The sequence below is a fragment of the Sphingomonas sp. genome (genome assembly GCF_025362505.1).
Lineage (GTDB): Bacteria > Pseudomonadota > Alphaproteobacteria > Sphingomonadales > Sphingomonadaceae > Sphingomicrobium.
On record NZ_JANYGG010000080.1, the window covers coordinates 27,124 to 45,413 of the forward strand.

Annotated in this window: 20 protein-coding genes and 3 pseudogenes; 11 read left to right on the top strand and 12 right to left on the bottom strand. The window is 63.6% G+C overall.

Going from position 1 to position 18,290, the window contains the following annotated elements; genetic code table 11:
- Positions 1–257 precede the first annotated feature (257 nt).
- From Q0R27_RS08085 to Q0R27_RS08110, 6 genes are all read left to right on the top strand, one after another.
- Positions 258–608: a hypothetical protein gene (locus Q0R27_RS08085; protein ID WP_293943176.1), complete on the top strand. Its 351-nt coding sequence runs from the start codon at positions 258–260 to the stop codon at positions 606–608.
- Positions 605–1,162 carry a hypothetical protein gene (locus Q0R27_RS08090; protein WP_293943178.1) on the top strand — a complete coding sequence of 186 codons (558 nt, stop codon included), beginning with the start codon at positions 605–607 and terminating at the stop codon, positions 1,160–1,162. Before Q0R27_RS08085 ends, Q0R27_RS08090 begins: the two co-directional genes overlap by 4 nt.
- Positions 1,152–2,675: a DUF3987 domain-containing protein gene (locus Q0R27_RS08095; protein ID WP_293943180.1), complete on the top strand. Its 1,524-nt coding sequence runs from the start codon at positions 1,152–1,154 to the stop codon at positions 2,673–2,675. Before Q0R27_RS08090 ends, Q0R27_RS08095 begins: the two co-directional genes overlap by 11 nt.
- A gap of 215 nt (positions 2,676–2,890) precedes the next feature.
- A complete protein-coding gene (locus Q0R27_RS08100) occupies positions 2,891–3,151 on the top strand; it encodes a hypothetical protein (RefSeq protein ID WP_293943182.1) in 261 nt (86 codons plus the stop codon).
- Positions 3,148–3,576 (top strand): hypothetical protein, encoded by a 429-nt coding sequence (locus Q0R27_RS08105; protein WP_293943184.1) that lies wholly within the window; start codon positions 3,148–3,150, stop codon positions 3,574–3,576. Before Q0R27_RS08100 ends, Q0R27_RS08105 begins: the two co-directional genes overlap by 4 nt.
- Complete coding sequence (locus tag Q0R27_RS08110; RefSeq protein WP_293943186.1) at positions 3,573–3,773, top strand: hypothetical protein; 201 nt, start codon at positions 3,573–3,575, stop codon at positions 3,771–3,773. Before Q0R27_RS08105 ends, Q0R27_RS08110 begins: the two co-directional genes overlap by 4 nt.
- Positions 3,774–3,876: 103 nt before the next feature.
- On the opposite strand, the pseudogene Q0R27_RS08115 reads toward Q0R27_RS08110, so the two are convergent.
- The 3 genes and pseudogenes from Q0R27_RS08115 to Q0R27_RS08125 form a co-directional block, all read right to left on the bottom strand.
- Positions 3,877–4,266, bottom strand: a pseudogene (locus Q0R27_RS08115) (IS3 family transposase); the annotation flags it as partial.
- Positions 4,260–4,616: pseudogene (locus Q0R27_RS08120) on the bottom strand (transposase); the annotation flags it as partial. The pseudogenes Q0R27_RS08115 and Q0R27_RS08120, both read right to left, overlap by 7 nt.
- Positions 4,617–4,668: 52 nt before the next feature.
- Positions 4,669–6,060: an FAD-binding protein gene (locus Q0R27_RS08125; RefSeq protein WP_293943188.1), complete on the bottom strand. Its 1,392-nt coding sequence runs from the start codon at positions 6,058–6,060 to the stop codon at positions 4,669–4,671.
- A gap of 80 nt (positions 6,061–6,140) precedes the next feature.
- On the opposite strand from Q0R27_RS08125, the gene Q0R27_RS08130 reads away from it, so the two are divergent.
- The gene (locus tag Q0R27_RS08130; protein ID WP_293943190.1) at positions 6,141–7,502 is read left to right on the top strand and encodes an MmgE/PrpD family protein; all 1,362 of its coding nucleotides are present in this window, start codon (positions 6,141–6,143) and stop codon (positions 7,500–7,502) included.
- Here the strand turns inward: Q0R27_RS08130 and Q0R27_RS08135 are convergent.
- From Q0R27_RS08135 to Q0R27_RS08155, 5 genes are read right to left on the bottom strand one after another with little or no spacing between them, the layout of a single operon-like run.
- Positions 7,471–8,304 carry an SDR family NAD(P)-dependent oxidoreductase gene (locus tag Q0R27_RS08135; RefSeq protein WP_293943192.1) on the bottom strand — a complete coding sequence of 278 codons (834 nt, stop codon included), beginning with the start codon at positions 8,302–8,304 and terminating at the stop codon, positions 7,471–7,473. The two genes, Q0R27_RS08130 and Q0R27_RS08135, sit on opposite strands and share 32 nt — an antisense overlap.
- Positions 8,301–8,600, bottom strand: coding sequence for an REDY-like protein HapK (locus Q0R27_RS08140; RefSeq protein WP_293943194.1), 300 nt, complete (start codon positions 8,598–8,600; stop codon positions 8,301–8,303). The genes Q0R27_RS08135 and Q0R27_RS08140 overlap by 4 nt, the downstream gene beginning before the upstream one ends.
- Position 8,601: 1 nt before the next feature.
- Positions 8,602–9,801 (bottom strand): MFS transporter, encoded by a 1,200-nt coding sequence (locus tag Q0R27_RS08145; RefSeq protein ID WP_293943196.1) that lies wholly within the window; start codon positions 9,799–9,801, stop codon positions 8,602–8,604.
- A gap of 53 nt (positions 9,802–9,854) precedes the next feature.
- Entirely contained in the window at positions 9,855–10,169 is a 315-nt protein-coding gene (locus tag Q0R27_RS08150; RefSeq protein WP_293943198.1) for a hypothetical protein, read from the bottom strand.
- Complete coding sequence (locus tag Q0R27_RS08155) at positions 10,166–11,362, bottom strand: class I SAM-dependent methyltransferase (RefSeq protein ID WP_293943200.1); 1,197 nt, start codon at positions 11,360–11,362, stop codon at positions 10,166–10,168. The genes Q0R27_RS08150 and Q0R27_RS08155 overlap by 4 nt, the downstream gene beginning before the upstream one ends.
- Before the next feature lie 118 nt (positions 11,363–11,480).
- Here Q0R27_RS08155 and Q0R27_RS08160 point away from each other — a divergent pair, with 118 nt between their 5' ends.
- From Q0R27_RS08160 to Q0R27_RS08175, 4 genes and pseudogenes are all read left to right on the top strand, one after another.
- A complete protein-coding gene (locus Q0R27_RS08160; RefSeq protein ID WP_293943202.1) occupies positions 11,481–12,434 on the top strand; it encodes a LysR family transcriptional regulator in 954 nt (317 codons plus the stop codon).
- On the top strand, positions 12,431–13,273 hold the full coding sequence (locus tag Q0R27_RS08165) for a hypothetical protein (RefSeq protein WP_293943205.1): 843 nt from the start codon (positions 12,431–12,433) through the stop codon (positions 13,271–13,273). Before Q0R27_RS08160 ends, Q0R27_RS08165 begins: the two co-directional genes overlap by 4 nt.
- Before the next feature lie 93 nt (positions 13,274–13,366).
- A complete protein-coding gene (locus Q0R27_RS08170; RefSeq protein WP_293943207.1) occupies positions 13,367–15,652 on the top strand; it encodes a TonB-dependent receptor in 2,286 nt (761 codons plus the stop codon).
- A gap of 157 nt (positions 15,653–15,809) precedes the next feature.
- A pseudogene (locus tag Q0R27_RS08175) lies at positions 15,810–15,902 on the top strand (cell wall hydrolase); the annotation flags it as partial.
- A 416-nt stretch (positions 15,903–16,318) separates the two neighbouring features.
- On the opposite strand, the gene Q0R27_RS08180 reads toward Q0R27_RS08175, so the two are convergent.
- From Q0R27_RS08180 to Q0R27_RS08195, 4 genes are all read right to left on the bottom strand, one after another.
- On the bottom strand, positions 16,319–16,864 hold the full coding sequence (locus Q0R27_RS08180) for a hypothetical protein (protein ID WP_293943209.1): 546 nt from the start codon (positions 16,862–16,864) through the stop codon (positions 16,319–16,321).
- A 124-nt stretch (positions 16,865–16,988) separates the two neighbouring features.
- Positions 16,989–17,204, bottom strand: coding sequence for a hypothetical protein (locus Q0R27_RS08185; protein WP_293943211.1), 216 nt, complete (start codon positions 17,202–17,204; stop codon positions 16,989–16,991).
- A 162-nt stretch (positions 17,205–17,366) separates the two neighbouring features.
- Positions 17,367–17,645 (bottom strand): hypothetical protein, encoded by a 279-nt coding sequence (locus Q0R27_RS08190; protein WP_293943213.1) that lies wholly within the window; start codon positions 17,643–17,645, stop codon positions 17,367–17,369.
- A 29-nt stretch (positions 17,646–17,674) separates the two neighbouring features.
- The gene (locus tag Q0R27_RS08195) at positions 17,675–18,136 is read right to left on the bottom strand and encodes a hypothetical protein (RefSeq protein ID WP_293943215.1); all 462 of its coding nucleotides are present in this window, start codon (positions 18,134–18,136) and stop codon (positions 17,675–17,677) included.
- Positions 18,137–18,290: the final 154 nt, after the last annotated feature.

Here is an 18,290-nt window from a genome sequence, read left to right on the forward strand (position 1 = left end):
CTCGGCATCGGCCAATCTACTCTCGAACGTAAACGCGTTGACGGCACGGGCCCCAAGTTCCGACTGCTGGGTCCAAAGATCGTTACCTACGCGGTCGCCGATCTCGACGCATGGGCCAGCGCAGATGTGCGCTCCAGCACTTCGCAGATCGCCGCGTGACCGATGGCCGTCGAATCGGTTTCGCGTCCGCTGACGCGAAAAGGCCGGGCAATCCTAGCGGACGCCCGGCCCTCAATTCGTTTGCTGGCAGGCAACGATTGTTCTTCTACATCAAAGGTGCTGCAGATTCAATGTCTGATCGGTGGTTTCGGTCTGCCGCCGACATTGGCAGCGGACGTGGCGGAAATGTTTTGGGGGGCGCGTTCATGACCGCCCCTTTCTTCTTCAACCGCGCCGACCGGGACCGGCTGTCGAAACTGGCAGGCATGCTTGGCTCTTCGCACGATGGTGAGCGGGCCGCTGCTGCGATGATGGCAACGAAGCTGCTCGAAGCGGTCGGCGCAAGCTGGGCTGATCTGGTGGCGTCGGTGCCGGTGAAGTCCCCGCCGCGTTACCACACGCTGCCCGAAACCAGGCGCGCCGCTGCGAAGATGCGGGTGCCATCATGATGCGCCCCGATCTCGACAAGGAGTTGGCAGTCGCCGGTGCCGCGACAACGCTGCTCCATTTCAAGCACCTTATTGCACTGGGCGTGCCTCGGGCAACGCTGGCGGCTCAGCGCGTCGATAGTTGGGGCTGGGGCGTCGTGAACGCGATGGATGTCGGTGACGGGCTTTATCGCCCCGGCGACGGCCCGCTGCACCTCCTCCTGCCCGTGTGGGATGGCGAAGACTTGGTCGACCTCGTCGTGTTCCGTTCGGGAGATCCGTCGGACTGGCGACTGCGGACTGGCCTCGGTCTCGCTCTTGGGCTCGAACGGGGCTGGGAACGCCATCATTGGGAAGATGAGGTCGAATTCACCCTGACGCCGCTCGACTGGCTCCGCAATGGCGCTGCCGGGCTGTGCATCGTTGATTGGGACGCGTCCGACATTTCGATGCTGGCCAGCTTGCCACGCATCATTTGCCCGACGCGGGAGTCGGCAGCGCAGCTTCGCCAGGCCCTGACCCGCCCGCAACCACTTCCTCCGATTATCGTGAAGGAGACGCGTCTTGCCGCGTAACTATTCCGCGCTTGCCGACGGCGTTGCCGCCGAGGTGTACGACATCACACCGCCGTTCGTGGCGATTCCCGACATGTCCGTTCTGGAGGAAGGGCGTCGTCATCCGCCCGAATTGCCGCCCGCGATGTTTGGCAACGCGTGGCCTGAACTGGTCAAACTGGCGGCGGATAAGGGTGCCACCGTCGATTACGTCGCGCTGAGTTGGCTCACGGTGTCGGCGGCGCTGATCGGTAGCAAGCGGCGTTGCGTCCCATATCCCGGCTCGACCTGGAAAGAGCCGTCGATCCTATGGCTCGGCCTGGTCGGCGATCCGAGTCACAACAAGAGCCCGGCGCTCGATCCGTTTGTGGATGTCTTGCGGCTGCTTGAGGATGAAAAGACAAACGATCATCTCGACGCGATCAACGTGTGGCGTGCCGACACGGAGCGGGCGAAAGTCGAAAAGGTTAACTGGCAGGACTTGGTGAAGGCAGCCACGAAGGATGGCCTGCCAACGCCAGCACTGCCTGACCACGCCATCGAACCTGACGAGCCGCGCCGCCGGCGCCACTTCGTTCAAGACGCAACGCCGGAAAGCCTTGGTGAGATACTGGAGGGCAACCCTCAAGGCGTCCTCATGGTTCGGGATGAGTTGGCCGGATGGTTCTCGGGCTTCGATCGGTACAACCCGGGCGGACGATCGCAGTGGCTGGAATCATTCGGAGGTCGCCAGTTCACTGTCGATCGCAAGGGCGCCGCGAAGCCCGTGCGCATCCCATATAATGGGGTCAACGTGATCGGCGGCATTCAGCCGGGCAAGCTGTCGGATTGTCTTCTCAAGGTGACCGACGACGGGCTCGCTGCGCGGTTCCTGTTCATTTGGCCAAACCGTCCGCCGTTTTCCCGCCCTACGGCAACGGCCGATTTGCGGGGGATCGAAAGTGCCCTGCGTCGTCTCGACACTCTCGACTGGACTATGCGGGATGATGGCAAGCCGGGGGCGGTGCTGGTCCCGCTCGACCCCGACGCGGCGGATGTGTTTGATAGCTGCTGCCGTCTCTACGGTGATCAGGAACAGGAAGTTGGCGGGCTTCTCAAGTCGTTCATTGGCAAGCTTCGGGGCCTGACCCTGCGCCTGGCGCTTGCATCGGAACTAGCTCGCTGGTCATGGGAGGGTGGATCCGAACCAAAGTCGATCAGCCGCAGCACATTGGAAGCGGCAGCGGACTTCGTGGCCGACTATGCAATCCCGATGGCCGAGCGGGTTTACGGCGACGCTGCCCTGCCGCCGGTCGAACGCAACGCCGCGACCCTCGCCCGGCATATCAAGCGGCACAAACTGGTCTCGATCAATACTCGCAACCTGCAGCGCAAGGATCGGCTGCCCGGCTTGGCTGAATCCGCCGACATCGACCCCGCGATTGAGGCGCTCGTCGATGCGGGATGGCTGCGGGCAGAGCCACGGCGAACCGGCGCGACGACGGGTCGTCCATCCCGTGATTATTCGGTCAATCCTGCGGTCTGGAGGGCGTGATGGCGCGAAGTTGGCGAGACTATGGGGCGGGCGGCCCGACCTGTGACAATAGTGACAATAGGGACAAAAGGTCGTCCGAAGGGCTCGGGCATAGGGGTTTTGTCCCTAATGTCAGTTCTGTCAGGGGCCTGCCGCCTACCGTCTCCACAGGGATAAAAACGCTCAGGTCCATGGCGGCTCCCCGGTTGCGTCGCCCGGAGGCGTGGCCCGGCGTCGTGTCCGATGCCCTTTCATTGGCCAATGACGGCTGGGCGGCGAAGGCTCTGGCGCTTGGTTGGTCGGACTTGGACGTATTCGGCGCCGTTAGTAACGCCGGTGGAGACCCTTACAGCGACGGCCTTGCCGCGTGGCTCGGTGGCCGCAAGCTTCTGGCGATCTGCTCGACGTTCGCAATTGCCGAGGACGGTAACGGCCGCGCTTATTTCAATCGACGCGATCAGGTCGGAGCCAAGCTGCTGTGGGAGTTGGGCGCGTGACCAGCCCGCGTAAAAGCGCGGCCAATGCGCGCGGCAAGCCTTTTGCTGCTGGCAATCCGGGTAAGGCCAAAGGCACTCGACACCGGGTCACTCGCGCCATCGAGGAGCTGCTCGAAGGCGAGCACGAAGCACTGACCCGGACCGCAATCGAGAAGGCGTTGACCGGCGACGTGGTCGCGCTTCGACTATGTCTCGACAGGCTGGCGCCGCCTCGCCGAGATGCCCCGATCTCGATCACCTTGCCACCCATCGCGACAGCCGCCGACACGGTCACAGCCTCGTCAGCATTGCTCGATGCGGTTGCAAATGGAGATTGCACACCGGACGAAGCGGGCCGCGTAATGGCTCTTCTGACCGCCCACAAGCAAATCATAGAAACCGCAGACTTGGCCGCAAGAGTGGCCGCACTGGAGGAACGGAAATGACCATGTTGAACCGTGTAAAGCAGATGGAGATGTCCAGCCGCAAAATAGGTCGCGCGCACTGGATCTCGGCAATCGAACCCGGTCAGACCCTTGCTCAGGCTACCGCTGCTTACGAGGCAACCAATGGGCCAATCGGCGAGGATGATATGGTGTTGAGCTGGGATGTATTTCCCAAGGATTTGCCGTCGTCCGCCTGATTGTAAAGTTGCCTCATTGGAGCGCCTGCTCCGCGAGATCAGTGAAGCGAGCAAGTGGCCCGGATGATCGAGCCCGTGCAGGGTTTAGTCGCCATTCCGAGCCGGGGCTATAAGTTATGTCCGTGGCCCAGACCTGGTTGAGCCGTGTCACCGCCAGCTTGCGCAGCAGATATGGATAAATCTTGTGGCCCGGCTCCGGCTTCGACGTGTTCGGCCGCCGGTAGATCGCCGCCACACCCATCTTCTTCATCAGCGTAGCAACATGCAGGCGGCCGACCTTGATGCCTTCGGCGGCAAGCAGATCACGCAACATCCGGCTGCCTGCGAACGGAAAGTCCATGTGCAGCTCGTCGATCCGCCGCATGATGGCGAGATCGGAAGCCGAGACCGGCCTTGGCAGATAATAGACGCTGCCGCGGCTGATCCCCAGCTCCCGCGCCTGCCGGGCAATCGGCAGTGCGTGGACACGGTCGATCATCGTTTTGCGCTCGGCAACAGCCCGGCCGACGGCGATGCCTCGCGCCCCGCCGCCTCACGCACCGCCATCAGCAGCGTGTGGTTGATCGAGCGCCACAGCCCGATGTCGCGCCAGCGGTAGAAGTAATGCTGCACCGTCGTCATCGGCGGGAAAAGATCGGGTGGCGGCATCCGCCACGGCAACCCGCCGCGCAGCAGATAGAGCAGGGCTTCGACGATCTGCCGATAGCTCCACACCGGCGGCCGTCCCCGGTGCGAACGAGCCGGAAACAGCGGCTCCAAAACCTCCCATTCCGCGTCGGTCAAATCGCTTGGCAAACGCAGGCCGCTTCGGGCAAACTGCCTCCGGGTGGTGTCAGTCCACATGTGATCCTCCTTCGATGTCTCGCAACACCGATTGAATCACATCATGCTGATATCACCCAACTTCTTTTTCGGTCAGGCTCTGAGTGAATTTCCCTGCGATATGGCCCAGCGTCATTGCAGATGCGAGGCCCGCACCGGGCAAATAACCCGATGCTCCACGACCGCTGATCCCGCGCGCAGCGCCGCCACCGGCGAACAGATTGGGGAAGGGCTGCCCGTGCGCATCGACAACTCGAGCGGCCGCATCGATCGTCAGGCCGCCTTGAGTGTGGAAGATCGCGCCAGCGACCCGCGCGGCATAAAAGGGAGGCGCAAGCGCGAGACCGGTGAAGGAACGACCCCATGAGTCGGTCTCGCCGATGGGGATCGAGGCCAGAGTCACCGCGAGACCGACGGGGTTGATCCCCGCCCGGTCTGCGAGTTCAGCCAAACTCTCCGCATGAATCACCCCGCCGACCTCACACAGCTGGACATATTGCGGAAGGTCGAAGCAGTTCGCGTGAATGCGCTGGTCGTAGATCACCCACGAGCGCGATCCCGGCTGGGCAATGACCCGCGCACCCTGGCCCGACACATCGTCGAGCTCATTCGAAAAGCGCAAGCCGTCGCGGTTCACCTGGATCCCGCCTTCGATCAGGAAGCGCGGGTTGAGGTCGATTCCCGCGGGATCGGCGAGCAGGCCAAGCCCCTGGTAAGCATCCATGTCGGCGAGCGCGCCGCCCAGCTCGGCGCCGAGCCGGATGCCGTCGCCCTGATTGCCCTCCCACCCGAAATAGCGTGCCTCGGCCATGGCGGGGATGAAGCGCTCGATCATGGCATGATTGCCGCCGAACCCGCAGGTGGCGAGGATCAATCGGTCGCAGCCAATGTCCTCGACCGAACCATCGGGCCGCTCGGTGCGAATGCCCGCCACGGTCCGGTCATCGGCGAACAGGCCGGTCAGCCGGGCGTTGGTAACGATCGGGATTTCTGCCCGGTCGCACGCCGCCAGCAGCTGATCGATCAGGTCGGCTCCGCTTCGTCCGGGGGTGACGTGCATCCGCATCCGGCTATGCCCGAAGGCCGGCGGCCAGTTGGTGTCGAGCGCGATCAGCACGTCGTGACGCTCGCGCAGCCAGTCGATCATTGGACCCGACATCGCGCCCACCGCCCGCGCGACGACGGGATCGGCGGTGCCTTTCGTCTTGGCCATGACGTCGGCGAGGAAGATGTCGGCATTGTCCTCGACGCCGTGCCTCGCCTGATCGGCCGAGCCCGCAGCACAGAGCGCGCCGAGCGACATGCTGGTGCTTCCGCGCGGCAGCGGGTCGCGCTCGATCACGACGACTTCCTGCCCCGCATCGTGCGCGGCGAGGGCAGCGACGAGGCCGCATGCACCGCCGCCGGCGACGAGGGTTGGGACCGAATAGCCGAAGGTCGACTTGGCGGCGGAGAGGATGGTCATCGGGCGCTCCACAAGCGGAAATTGTTGGGTGGGGCGCGATTGCGCGCGTAGCGATGGGCAGGATCGAGGAGCGCGCGGCCGTGGATGCATCGAACGATATCGCCGACTTTGCCGCATCGCTTCGCTGGGCCGCGATCGACGCAGGCGCGCGACGATCGGCGGCGTTGTTCTTCCATGACAGCCTGTGTGTCGGCATTGCGGGAGCCAAGGCGCCGCTGGCCGACAGCGTGCTGGGCGCCGCGCAAGGCTGGAGCGGGAATGGCGGGGCGTGTATCGTGCTGGGGCGAGAGCAGAGGCTTCCCCCGGCCGAAGCCGCTTTCGTCAACGCATTCCAGATCCACGCGCAGGAATATGACTGCGTTCATGAGCCGGCGGTGGTTCATCCACTGGCGACGGTGTTGGCCGCTTTGCTCAGCGACCTGGGACGCGGCGAGGAGCGGTCCGGCGAAGAGTTGCTGACCGCGCTGACCGTCGGGGTCCAGGTCGCGGTGGCGCTCGGGCTGGCGGCGACGACTCCGCTGCGCTTCTTCCGGCCGGCGACCGCGGGGATTTTTGGTTCGGTCGCCGCAATCGGCGCGCTGCGCAGGCTCGACGCGGCGACGATCCGCAACGCGCTCGGCATCGCGCTCGCCTTCACCTCGGGGACGATGCAGGCGCATGTCGAGGGCAAGCCAACGCTGCCGCTCCAGATTGCGCAGGCGGCGCGGTCGGCGGTGCAGGCGGTCGACCTTGCTGCCGCCGGCTTCCCGGGGCCGATGAGCGCAATCGAGGGGCCGTTCGGCTATCTTTCGCTGTTCGAGGAAGGCCATGATCCGGCGCGATTGCGGGCGGGGTTGCGGGACGGGTATCGCGTCGCCGAAGTTAGCTGGAAGCCCTTCCCGAGCGGCCGCGCTTCGCATGGCGGGATCGTTGCGGTGCAGGGTCTTCTCGCACAGGGGCTTGTGGCTAGTGAACTGAAAACACTGACGTATCGAGCGCCGTCGCTGATCGAGCGGCTGGTCGGACGGCCCGCCATGCCCGACATGACCCCCGCTTACGCGCGGCTGTGTTTCGCGTGGCTGGCGGCGGTCACGGTGACCCACGGGGCGGTGAATCTTGACGATTTTACACCCGAAAAGCTTGCCGATCCGGTGCTGCTCGCCATTGCCACCAAGGTGCGCGTCGAGGTTGACGACAATCCCGATCCCGCTGCCTTCGTCCCCGCTACTGCCGTGGCGATCTGCATCGACGGCCGTGAGGTTCGGGAGGTCGTCGATGCCCAGCTCGGCTCGCCCGCCTGGCCACTCAGCTATGAACAGCATCTCGCCAAGGCACGCGGCTGCCTCGCGTTCGCTGGGATGGAGGATCATCATGACGCGCTAGCGGCGCTGGTCGATGCGCTCCCCGACACCGCCGATGTCGCAGGCCCCCTCAATGCGGTTCTTCGCCGCCCGAAACGTTGAGGCTCTCTCCGGTGATATAGCGCGCTTCTTCCGACGCGAGGAAGGCGACCGCGTTGGCAGTATCTTCGGGGAGGCCAGCTCGCCCCATCGGGATCTTGGCGACCATGTCGGCCAGATATTGATCGAGCGAACGCCCGGTCTTGGCCGCGAAATAGTCATTCTGCCACGCGCCAAGCCCGGTCGTGACATGGTTGGGACAAACGTTGTTGACGGTGATGTCGTGCGCGCCAAGTTCGATCGCCGCCGAGCGGACGAGCCCGACGAGGCCGTGCTTTGACGAGCAATAGGCCTGTGCGAAGGGAAATCCCGATTTGGCCGCCTGGCTGGCGATGTTGATGATCCGGCCGCCCTTCCCGCGCGCGACCATCTTGGCGGCCGCAGCCTTCAGCCCGTGGAAGCTGCCCGTCAAATTGACGTCGATCACCGCGCTCCATTCCTCGGGTGACACTTCGAGCAACGGCTTCATGATGTAGCCGATGCCGGCATTGTTGACCCAGATGTCGAGCCCGCCGTGGGTGTCGGCGGCAAAGGCGGCGAGCGCCTGAACCTCCTTCCACTGGCGGACGTCACATGGGTAAGCAGACGCCGACCCACCATCGGCAATGATCGCAGCGACGACCTCAGCCATGCCCTCCTCGGCGCCGATCATCGCGCTCGGGGTGAGCTCGTCGACGGCGCGACCGATATCGGAGATGACGACGTGCGCGCCGTCCTGCGCCAGCCGATGCGCGATCGCCGCGCCGAGACCGCTGCTGCGCCCGGCCCCCGTGACGACCGCAATCTTGCCGGCGAGGCGGGTCACAGTGCTTCGGTGGTCACGAAGGTCGCGTCGGCGATCTTGCCGAACTCGGCGGCGATGGCCTGCATCTCGGGCGTCGCGACGTCTGCCTGAAAGCGGTCCATGTCGGCGACGTCGATGATCTCGATATAGGCATAGGGCGGGTCGCCGCCGCCGAGCAGCCCGGTCGAGCGATACACGTCGAAGCCCGCGATCGAGGGCAGCGCCCGCACCGTCGGCAGGTCGCTGTCATGCGCCCATTGCTCATAGTCGGCGGCCGTGACGCCGGGCTTCAGATTGAACAGCACGATGATCCGCATGTCAGTGAACCTCCGAAGAGCGAAGCGATGGGAGCAGGAGCGCGAACAGCGCGGCGCCGACCAGCGCGGGAGTGACGACGGCGCTGAATGCCCACGCCCAGCCGGCTTTCGCGACCACGAACGGGACGATCAGCGGGAACAGCGCGAACCCGAGGCTGAGCGGGGCTGAGGCGCAGGCCCCGAGCGCGGTTGCACGAAGCTCGATCGGAAAGACCTCGGCGACTAGCACGGGCAGCACCGCCATCGCGCCATAGAAGAACATTGCCATCACCGCGAACCAGGCGAAGTCGCTGGTGCGGCCGTGCGAAACCCACAGCAGCGCGAGCAACGCCGCCGCGCCGAGCAAGCACCACAAGGCGAAGACGTTGCGCCGGGTGAAGACATATTCGCCAAGCGCAGCTGCCAACAGATAGCCGATCACCGCGACCCCGTTCGACAGGCCGACCAGCGTCGCCGCGTCGGCCTGGCTATAGCCACGCTCGGTAGTGAAGAAGGTCGGGAAGAAGAAGGCCGAGCCCGCATAGGCGCCGCCAAACAGGAAGAATACGACGAAGCTGGCCCAGAAATGAAGCCGGTGCTTAGGCCCGAGCAACGTGCGCAGTCCGCCGGATGCGGAGGCCTCCGTCGCGGTCCGCGAAACGGCTGCGACGGGTTGGGCATCTGGAACGCGACGGAGGAACAGCCACACGACCAGTGCCATCGGCGGGACGATGAAGGCCGCGAAACAGGCCGCGCGCCATCCGCTCGACGCCAGCAAGGGCGCGACCATCAGCGAAGCGAGCAGCCACCCCAGCGGATAGCCGCATTGCAGCGCGCCCATCGCCATCCCGCGCAGCCGCGCCGGGGCAGCTGTCAGGACCATTGCGTTGATCACCGGCGATAGCGCTGCCCCGAAACTGAAGCCAAGCACGCGCAGCAGCGTGACCATCGCAATGCTGGTCGCAAAGCCCATCAGTCCGACGAACAGCGCCGATAGCCCGAGCAGCACCGGCAGGATCAGGCGTGGCCCATAGCGATCGGCGGCCAGCCCCGCCGGGACCACCGCCACCGCCGCCGCGACGAACGACAGTGACAGGATAATGCCGGCGGTTTCGGGTCCGCGCTGGAACTCCCCGAGGAGCCCGGGGAGCGCATAGCCGAACAGCGACTGGTCGAGATTGCTGAGCGTCCAGGCGGCAAGGCCGATCAGGAAAAGGGTCAAAGCCGCGCGCCGGGCCGGGGACGAAGGCGATCCCGCGGTCAGCGCGCCAGCGGTCACGCGGGGGTCGCCCGCTGTTCGCGAAGCGGCGTCAGGACTCGATTGATATAGTCGGTCAGTGCCGCCTCGCGCTCCCCATCGACCGCGGGGTCGCCGGACAGTTCGTCGAGCTCGGCGCGGGAGGCGATCCCCTTGCGCTCGATCAGGCTGATCAGGTCGGCGACCAGTTCGGTTTGAACCCACAGTTCAGACGCCAGGTTGAGCACCACGGGCACGAAGCGGTCCATCGCCGGGTCGCTGAAGAATACGGGCCGCCCGTCGGGACCGTAGATCGACGGCAATTCCTCGGACGGGCGCGGCGGCTCGCTCATGCCGCTTTCCACGCTCCAAAGCCGAACCATTGCACACCCTCGGCAAGGCGACCGGTCTTGCCGTCCTCGATTGCACCCGGACCGCGCGCGGCGGCGGCGGCGGCGGCGGCGGCGACCGCGTCGGCGCCGTAGATGCCGATGCTGGGAACGACGAACTGGAGATAGTCGGCCTCGGCGAACCCGCCCGCGCGGCACAGGTCTCGCGGTTCCTGGTCGCGGAAGCCCTTGTAGAAGGGCTCCTCGTTATAGAAGCAGTCCCAGTCGAGGTAGAACCCGTCGAACGGCGCGACCTGGCTGTTCGGCGGAAGCTCCATGTTGAGCAGCAGGCCACCCGGGCGAAGCAGGCGATGCGCTTCCTTGAAGAAGGCCGCGCGGGTCTTTGCCGACAGTTCGTGGAGGAACATCGAGGTGAAGACGAGGTCGAAGTTGGCGTCGGGAAAGGCCAGCGCCTCGGCGTTCATCTGGTGGAAGGCGACGTCCTTGCCCTGCAGCTTGGCGCGCGCTGCACCGTAGAGCAGTCCTGATGCGGCAACGTCGGTGGCATGGACATCGGCGTCGGGATAGGCCGTCTTCCACGGCAGCGTATTGTGGCCGACGGTGCAGCCCACATCAAGGATTGCAGCGGGCGCGAAATCCGGGAAGGCGCCGCGTACATAGGCCGCCATGGACTGGCCGATGTCGTCGAGGTTCTGGCCCATCAGCCCCATCGAAAAGACCGTCAGGCCCTGGTCGTACACCGCGCCGGCGGCGAGCGGAAAGTCATCCGCAGCAAGATAGCCGCCTGGCATCAGGTGGACGTCGAGCCCAGCGACATTCTTCGGGGTGACAAGGTCAGGGTCGAGCCGAACCGCGTCTAGTGCGCCGGTGGCCGCCGCGACGTACTCCAACGCGGCGCGCTCGCGGTTCACGACTGGAGTGACGCTGTCCCACACCATCGTCTGCGCGCGGACGCGGCAAGCACTGTAGACCTTGAAGGCAGGGTCGGCGCGCATTGCCTTGTGGACTTCACTGCTCGAGGCAGGCGCGCGGCCATGTTTCTTTTGGAACTCCGGCGCGACGCGCGTGTCGTAGGCGGCGCGCAAGTCGCCGGCGAGGTCGTTGAGGATGAATGAGCGAAACCCCGAGACGAACCGCCCACGCGCAATATCTCCGGCCTGATGACGTGGGCGCATCGCGTGTTGGAGGTGAAGCATGAGCGACTTCCTTTCCGTACTTGGCGTCGATTGCCCCGCTTGACGACCGGGGATTTGAGCGACAAAAACAGACTAACCTCGCTTCTATCGCGGAAGAAACAAATATGCTGGATATGTCTTGCACGACATTGAACTGACCCAGCTTCGCCGCTTCGTCGCGGTGGTCGAGCAGGGTAGCTTCATCGAGGCCGCCGCAAAGCTCAACCTGACCCAGCAGGCGCTCAGCAGTTCGATCGCGCGAATGGAGGAGATGGCAGGGGTTCGCTTCCTCGATCGCAAGCGCGGCGGCAAGCAGAGCCTGACGGTCTTCGGTCGGCTGCTCTTGGCGCGAGCGCGGACTCAGATCGGGCTCGCCGAGCGGATGATATCCGAAATCGAGTTGCTGCGAGACGCGCGTGGCGGATCGATCACTATCGGTATCGGAGAGACCATGACCGGGCGCCATGTCGCAACTGCGATCCGGCGGTACCATCGCCAGCAGCCCGACGTGCAGATCCGCATTGCAGAAGGCTATACTGAATCGATGATCGACCTGTTGATCGCGGGAGAGTTCGACTTCATTGTCGGCGGGCCGAGCCATGATCCCGAGCATGCGGAACTGCTCGATTTCCATCACTTGTTCGAAATCAGCGACGTCCTGGTCGTGCGCGGGTCGCATCCGCTGGCCGGTGCGCGCGAACTTGCGTTGCGCGACTTGCAGGACTTCACCTGGATGATGCCTGCCTTTCGCGGCGACATTTACGAGGCGATCCAGGTCGCTCACATGCGCGCCAAGTTGCCGCCGCCCAAACGCATCATCCGCAGCGATGCGGTCGTCGTCGGGTCATGGCTGTGCCTCGACGATGATTACATTCTGACGGTGTCACCGGACATGGTCAGTCCGCTGATCCACCTTGGCGGGCTGGTCACGCTCGATCTCAGCGAGACGACCATCCTGCGCCATGCGTGCCTGATCACGCGGCGCGACATAAGGTTGTCGCCCGCCGCGCACCGTATGACCGAGGAAATCATCTTCGAGGCGGAGCGCACCTATGGCATCAATCCGGCGCCGACTCGGCGGGCTTACGCATGAGCAGGATCGAAGCACTCGCCGGCGTGACGATTGTGGTGCCCGATCTCCAAGCCGCGATCGCCGCCTATCGCGACTGGCTCGGCTATGTCCCGGGACGAGTGGCAGTCGTCGGCGACGCGTTGGCCGCGCAGTGGGGCGCACCGGGTGCTGCCGCGGCGCGCACCGTGACCCTTTGCCCGGAGAGTGGGGAGACGCGGTTCATCAGGCTGGTCGAAGGGCAGGCCGACCCGGGCTACCAACCGCTCACGAGCCTCGGCTGGATCGCGGCCGAGATCATCGTCCAGGATGTCGATGCATTGGCCGAACGGCTTGGCGCCGAAGCCTGTCCGTTCAAGATCATCGGCCCGCCCGCGGTGCTCGATTTCGAATTCACGGACCAGATCAAGGCGATGCAGGTTGTCGGACCTGGTGGCGAGACCCTCTACCTGACCGAAGTCGGCGCGCCGATCCCGGGGTTCGACTTGCCGGCGGCAGAAAGCTTCGTCGGAGCGCTGTTTATCATGGTTTTGGGCGCGCGCGACATTGCGGACGCCGCCACCCACTATGCCTCGCCCCGCCATCCGCTCGGGCCCGTGTTCGAAGCGCGAATCGAAGTTCTGTCGACAGCCTTCGATATGCCGACATCGCACCGTTACCGTCTTGCCACCGTGGCCTTTGGCGAATCGACCTTGATCGAAATTGACGCCTTCCCGCCGCACGCGCCGATCCGCGCCCTCTCAACAGTGGGAATGCCTAGCGGCATCGCCGTGGTCAGCTTTTTAGGGGTCAGCCCGCAGTCGCGCATGACAGGCACGGCCGGAGAGTGGTTTGAAATAATTGCAAATCCGCCGGTTAGATAGAACAACAAAAAACTGTAGGACCTGCGAAAAGAACCCTGTCAGCTTGTATGCCTGAGGAACGGAGCATTCCGACTTAGCAAAGGGGTCTCGGCAATGAATTGCACTCGAACGTTCCTGAACGCTTCCGTCGCGATTGCGGCCCTGGTTGCTAGCCCGGCGATCGCCCAAGACGCCACTGTCATTCGGCTGCCTGCGGTCGACGCTACCTCGCCGCCAGTCGCCGGAGCCGATGGCAAGCTCCAGGACATTGTCGTCACCGCGCAACGCCGCACGCAACGCCTGCAGGACGTCCCGATCGCGATCTCCGCTTTTAGTCCGCGGGATCTCACCACCAAGCAGATCCGCACAACACTCGATATCCCGCGCCTCGTCCCCAACATGGTCGGCGCATCAAACGTCGGCATCGGGTCGGCCAACACTTATTTCATTCGCGGGCTCGGCAACACCGAGTCGATCGCGACCTTCGATCCGCCAGTCGGCACCTATGTCGACGATATCTACATCAGCCGTCAGAACGCGAACAACTTCTCTTTCTTCGACATTGATCGGATCGAAGTGCTGCGCGGTCCGCAGGGCACCTTGTTCGGGCGCAACACAACGGGCGGCGCGATCAACGTCATCCTCAAGAAGCCGTCGACGCGGCTGGGTGGCTATGCCGAAGCGAGCTACGGAAACTACAATGGTTACACTGGGCGCGCCTCGATCGACATTCCGGTCAGCAGCACGGTCCTCACCAAATTCTCGGGCTTCGGCATCTCGACCAAAGGCTTCGTTCACAACCGCACGACCGGCGAAGCCAATAATGGCGACAAGGGCTATGGCCTGCGCGCCGCGGTCCGCTTCTTGCCGACGGAGTCGATCACCTGGGACGTGTCGGGCGACTATATCCACGACAACAGTGTCAACGTCCCATCGACGTTGATCAACGGCGAGTTGGTCAGCTTCACCGGCCTTTCCACACGGACCGCTGGACTGGCGGGGCTGGTCGCGGGACGCAAGGCGGGGTTCCATTTCCAAAACGTGACCAAGAGCGCGTCGTTCACGTCCAACATACAGATCAAGCTCGGCGAGGCGACACTGGCGCTCATCACCGGCTATCGCGATCTCAAGCAGGATTATCTCACGGACGTGTTCGACGGCAAATATTCAACAGGCGGCTTCGCGCTCGCCAATGCCGGTCACTTCAAGCAGTTCAGCCAGGAAGTGAAGCTCAACGGCAAGGTGGGGCGTCTCACCTACACCGCCGGCATCTTCTACATTCGTGAGAATAATTCGACCGATTTCGCCGATGTTTTCACCCTCGACTTCGGCACCTTTGGCGTGCCGCTCGTGCTGGCCGATCGCGTCTTGCGCAATAAGACCACGGCGCCCGCGGTCTATGCCCAGCTCGATTACCAGGTGACCGACCTGCTGAGTGTCACCGTCGGCGCACGCTATACCGACGAGAAGAAGAGCGTCGATGTCGTCGCGAACGCCAATCCGGCACGCATCCTGCCGCCCTACGGTTCGGCCGACATCCTCGCCGTCGGCATCCCGCTCAGCAACCGGACCAAGCTCGTCACGCCGCGCGTGGCGATCCAGTACAAGCCAATGAAGGACGTCATGCTGTTCGCGTCCGCCACGAAGGGCTTTCGCTCGGGCGGATGGAATGCGCGTGCACTAAGCGCCGCTACGTTCCAGCAGTTCGGTCCTGAAAAGGTCTGGTCGTACGAAGCTGGTTTCCGCAGCGAATTCGCGAACCATAGCGTGCGCGTCAACGCCACCGCGTTCTACACTGACGTGAAGGGTTTCCAGGTCCCGCTTGGGTTCATCGACGGCACCGGGGCGATCAACTTCGTCACACAGAACGGATCGGATTTCCGTAATTATGGTCTCGAGACGGACGTGCTCTGGGTGCCGACGACGGGCCTCTCGCTGTTCGCCAACCTCGGTCTGCAGAGCGCAAAATACCGCAACCCCAATGCGGTCATCTCCGCGCAACAGGCTTCGTGCCGCGCGGGAACGGCCGCGAGTTGTGGACAGGGCATCGTCGACCCGCAGGGCAACCTCGCCGTTCCGCAGCGCGCACCCAAGCTGACTGCGTCGTTCGGCGGTAGCTATGACGCGCATGTCGGCGCGCTGGTCCTCAGCCCGTCGGCGAATGCGAGCTATCAGTCGCGGCTGACGGTCGGCACCGCGAGCGTGCCGCAGGACTTCGTCTCGCCGCAGTGGCTGGTCGGTGCAAGCCTCGCGCTTCGCCCCGATGCCGGTCGCTGGAAAGCGTCGCTGGAATGCGCGAATTGCTTCAATAAGCATTTCGTCGTTGCCGATTTTCCGCCAGTCTTTAAATTCTACAGCATGCCGCGGACGGTCCGCGTCACGGCTGGCCTTACCTTCTGATGAGAGTCCAAGTTTTGCGTTTGCCCCTCCGGTGCTCGACCCACGCACCTTAACTGGTCAATTCGAATTGCTGATCTCGATGTGACACGAGAGTTCGCTCTACTTGGGCGATGGTCGACGGAGCGACTGGTCGCAACGGATTTGCAGCCGCGACCCGGTCTGCGGGGTCGTTTACCAGGGCGCCTCCAGAGCCACCGGTTGCCAGTTCTCCTTCTCCTGCGATGGATCGCAGAGCCGGCGCCCGGAGCGGGCAGGGTGCCCGATTGAAAAAGATGCGCACCCCTCGACTCCGGACGCCAGATGCGTGGCCGATTGCTGTCAGCGACGCATCGTACTTGGCCGAAAGCGGATGGGCCGCGAAGGCACTGGCTATGACACCCACGTGGTCAGTCATCGATTTGTTCGGAGCAACGGGAGACCCTGAAGGCGATCCGTACGAAATTGGCCTCGCTGTCTGGCTCAATGGTCGCAGGCTTCTTGCAATGGACGAGAAATGTGCGGTCGTACCGGATGCGGGCGGCTGGTCGTATTATCATCGACGAGAACTTCGCGGCGCCGTGCCTCTGTGGGATCTCGGTCGATGACCTCAGCACCGTTAAATAACGGCCGAAAAACGAGCGGACGACGTCGTTGGACGTACTAAAGGGAAATTGGCCTTAGCCCCACTTAGTTGGCGAGCTTCAGGTCCTCATCAAGAAATGCTTTCACGGGGGTGCCGATTGGCATCCTCGCACTCGTCCCCGTCATGAAGAAGCCGGCGATGGGGATCAGTAACACGGCTCCCACTACGGCTGCGGTTCCAGTCGAACCGTGTTCGTTGAACGTGCCCGACAACCGAATTTGACGGTCACCGACACGAGTGTAAAGCACTCGGCCGTTGATGTGCCCTGACTTGCCCCACATGCCCTTGTTGCGGATGTCGGTCAGTTCGCCCGTAGCCGGGCTACCGGCTGGGATTACGACACGTCCGTTGAGCGTGACATTTTCGGCGACCTGAAGTCGAACACGCTGACCGTCGTGCAGATCTTTGTGCTGAGTAGTTAGGTCCTCAGCCATCGTGAGCTGAACCTCGGCCCCTGCGCGGAGGGTGTCACCGCCAATCGCGGGTGCGATAGTAGCCACGGGCATCGGCGCAGCTACGTGGGTAGCGGGTGTGGCCTGCGACAGTGCTGCTGACGCAACAGTGCCAAAAAGCAGAGCAAGAACTTTCATCATTTCCCCCTTACTGATCGATGCCGAGATGAGCACGGACGGATGGCCAGTGCAAGCGAACCGATTCCCAACAGAAAAGGCCGGCCAACTGAATGGCCGGCCTCCTCGCATCGGTTGAAGCGGACTAGGGCGTTTTGACCTTGACGGTTGGGACCTCGACGGTCGTATTCTTCGAGCCAACTTCCACCTTCGGGCCCTGCACATTGTACTCCGGCAGCTGACCGCCCTTGGCCGTGACGTTCACGTCCGGCAGCTTACCCTCTTGAGTTTTATTCACTTTGCAGCCGGCCATTCCGAAACAGACTGTGGCAAGTGCCAGCGCCTTGATCGCGTAATGCATAATTATCCCTCCGACGCTCAGGGCGACTGGGAAGGCCGCCAACTCTGAACGCGCCGCACTGGATGGCTGAAGAAATGTCGTGCGCGCAAGATTTTTCGGCAAAAAAGCCCCGCCGAGCCGAAGCCGGGCGGGGCTAGGTTATCCAAGAGCCGAGGGAGCCGCTCAGTGGATCTGAATTGGTAACGGTCCAGTTGACTGATCGATCCCGTAGGCATGATGCAGTATTCCGTTTTCGGGCTCGCCTTCGTCCTCGACGTTGCCGCCGCCATGGTCGTCTAGTTCGGGCTCGTCGTCGATCTCCGGCTCGTCGTCCTGTTCGGTGATCTCGAGCTCAAGGTCGGTGTCGCCTTGCGCGACATCCATCAACTCGATGGCGATCTCGACGAAGCTGCCAAGCTGCGCCCGATCGAACCGAGACAGGATCAGCGCAACGGCGGGCATCGGGACGAAGCCTATGTGCTGAGCGCCCATTATGCCCTCCCGTTCGAGAGTAGGCGGCGCGCATCGGCCAGCATCGAGTCGGCATGCTCATCGTCCAGCGATACAGCGGCAATCTCGATCTTGACGAGCAATGCCGCAACGTCCGGTGCCGCGACCATCATGATGCGGTCGCGCGCCTCGTAATAGGTCGGCTGGTAAGCCTTCGCCTGCTCCCAATATTCGTCGACACGGAAGTGCTTGCGAAGGTCGGCATTGCGTCTCCGGTATGCCTCGAACTCGTCGCCGATCTGCTTGACGTCGATCTGGACGCCGCCAGTGATGCGTTGACGAGTGTTGTAAATGGCCAGCGCGCCCTCAACGTGGCCCCGTTCCATCGACATGTTGAGATTGTAATCGTCGAAGTATCGACCGGGTCTCGGGCCGCTGGCATCGCCATACGCTTCTTCAGCCGTATCGAAGCGATCGCAGAGGGCATCATATTTGCCCTGCACCGCGCTCCAGTTGGCAAAAGACTTGTCCCAAGCCGTGCGGCTCGTGGGCAGGCCCCTAGCGATTGCCGGTGCGGGCCACGCCAAACCGAACCGCCGCCGACCGGCAACTCATTCCCGCATCAATCGCGGCCAAAAGCCGCGTGCGCAAATCCAT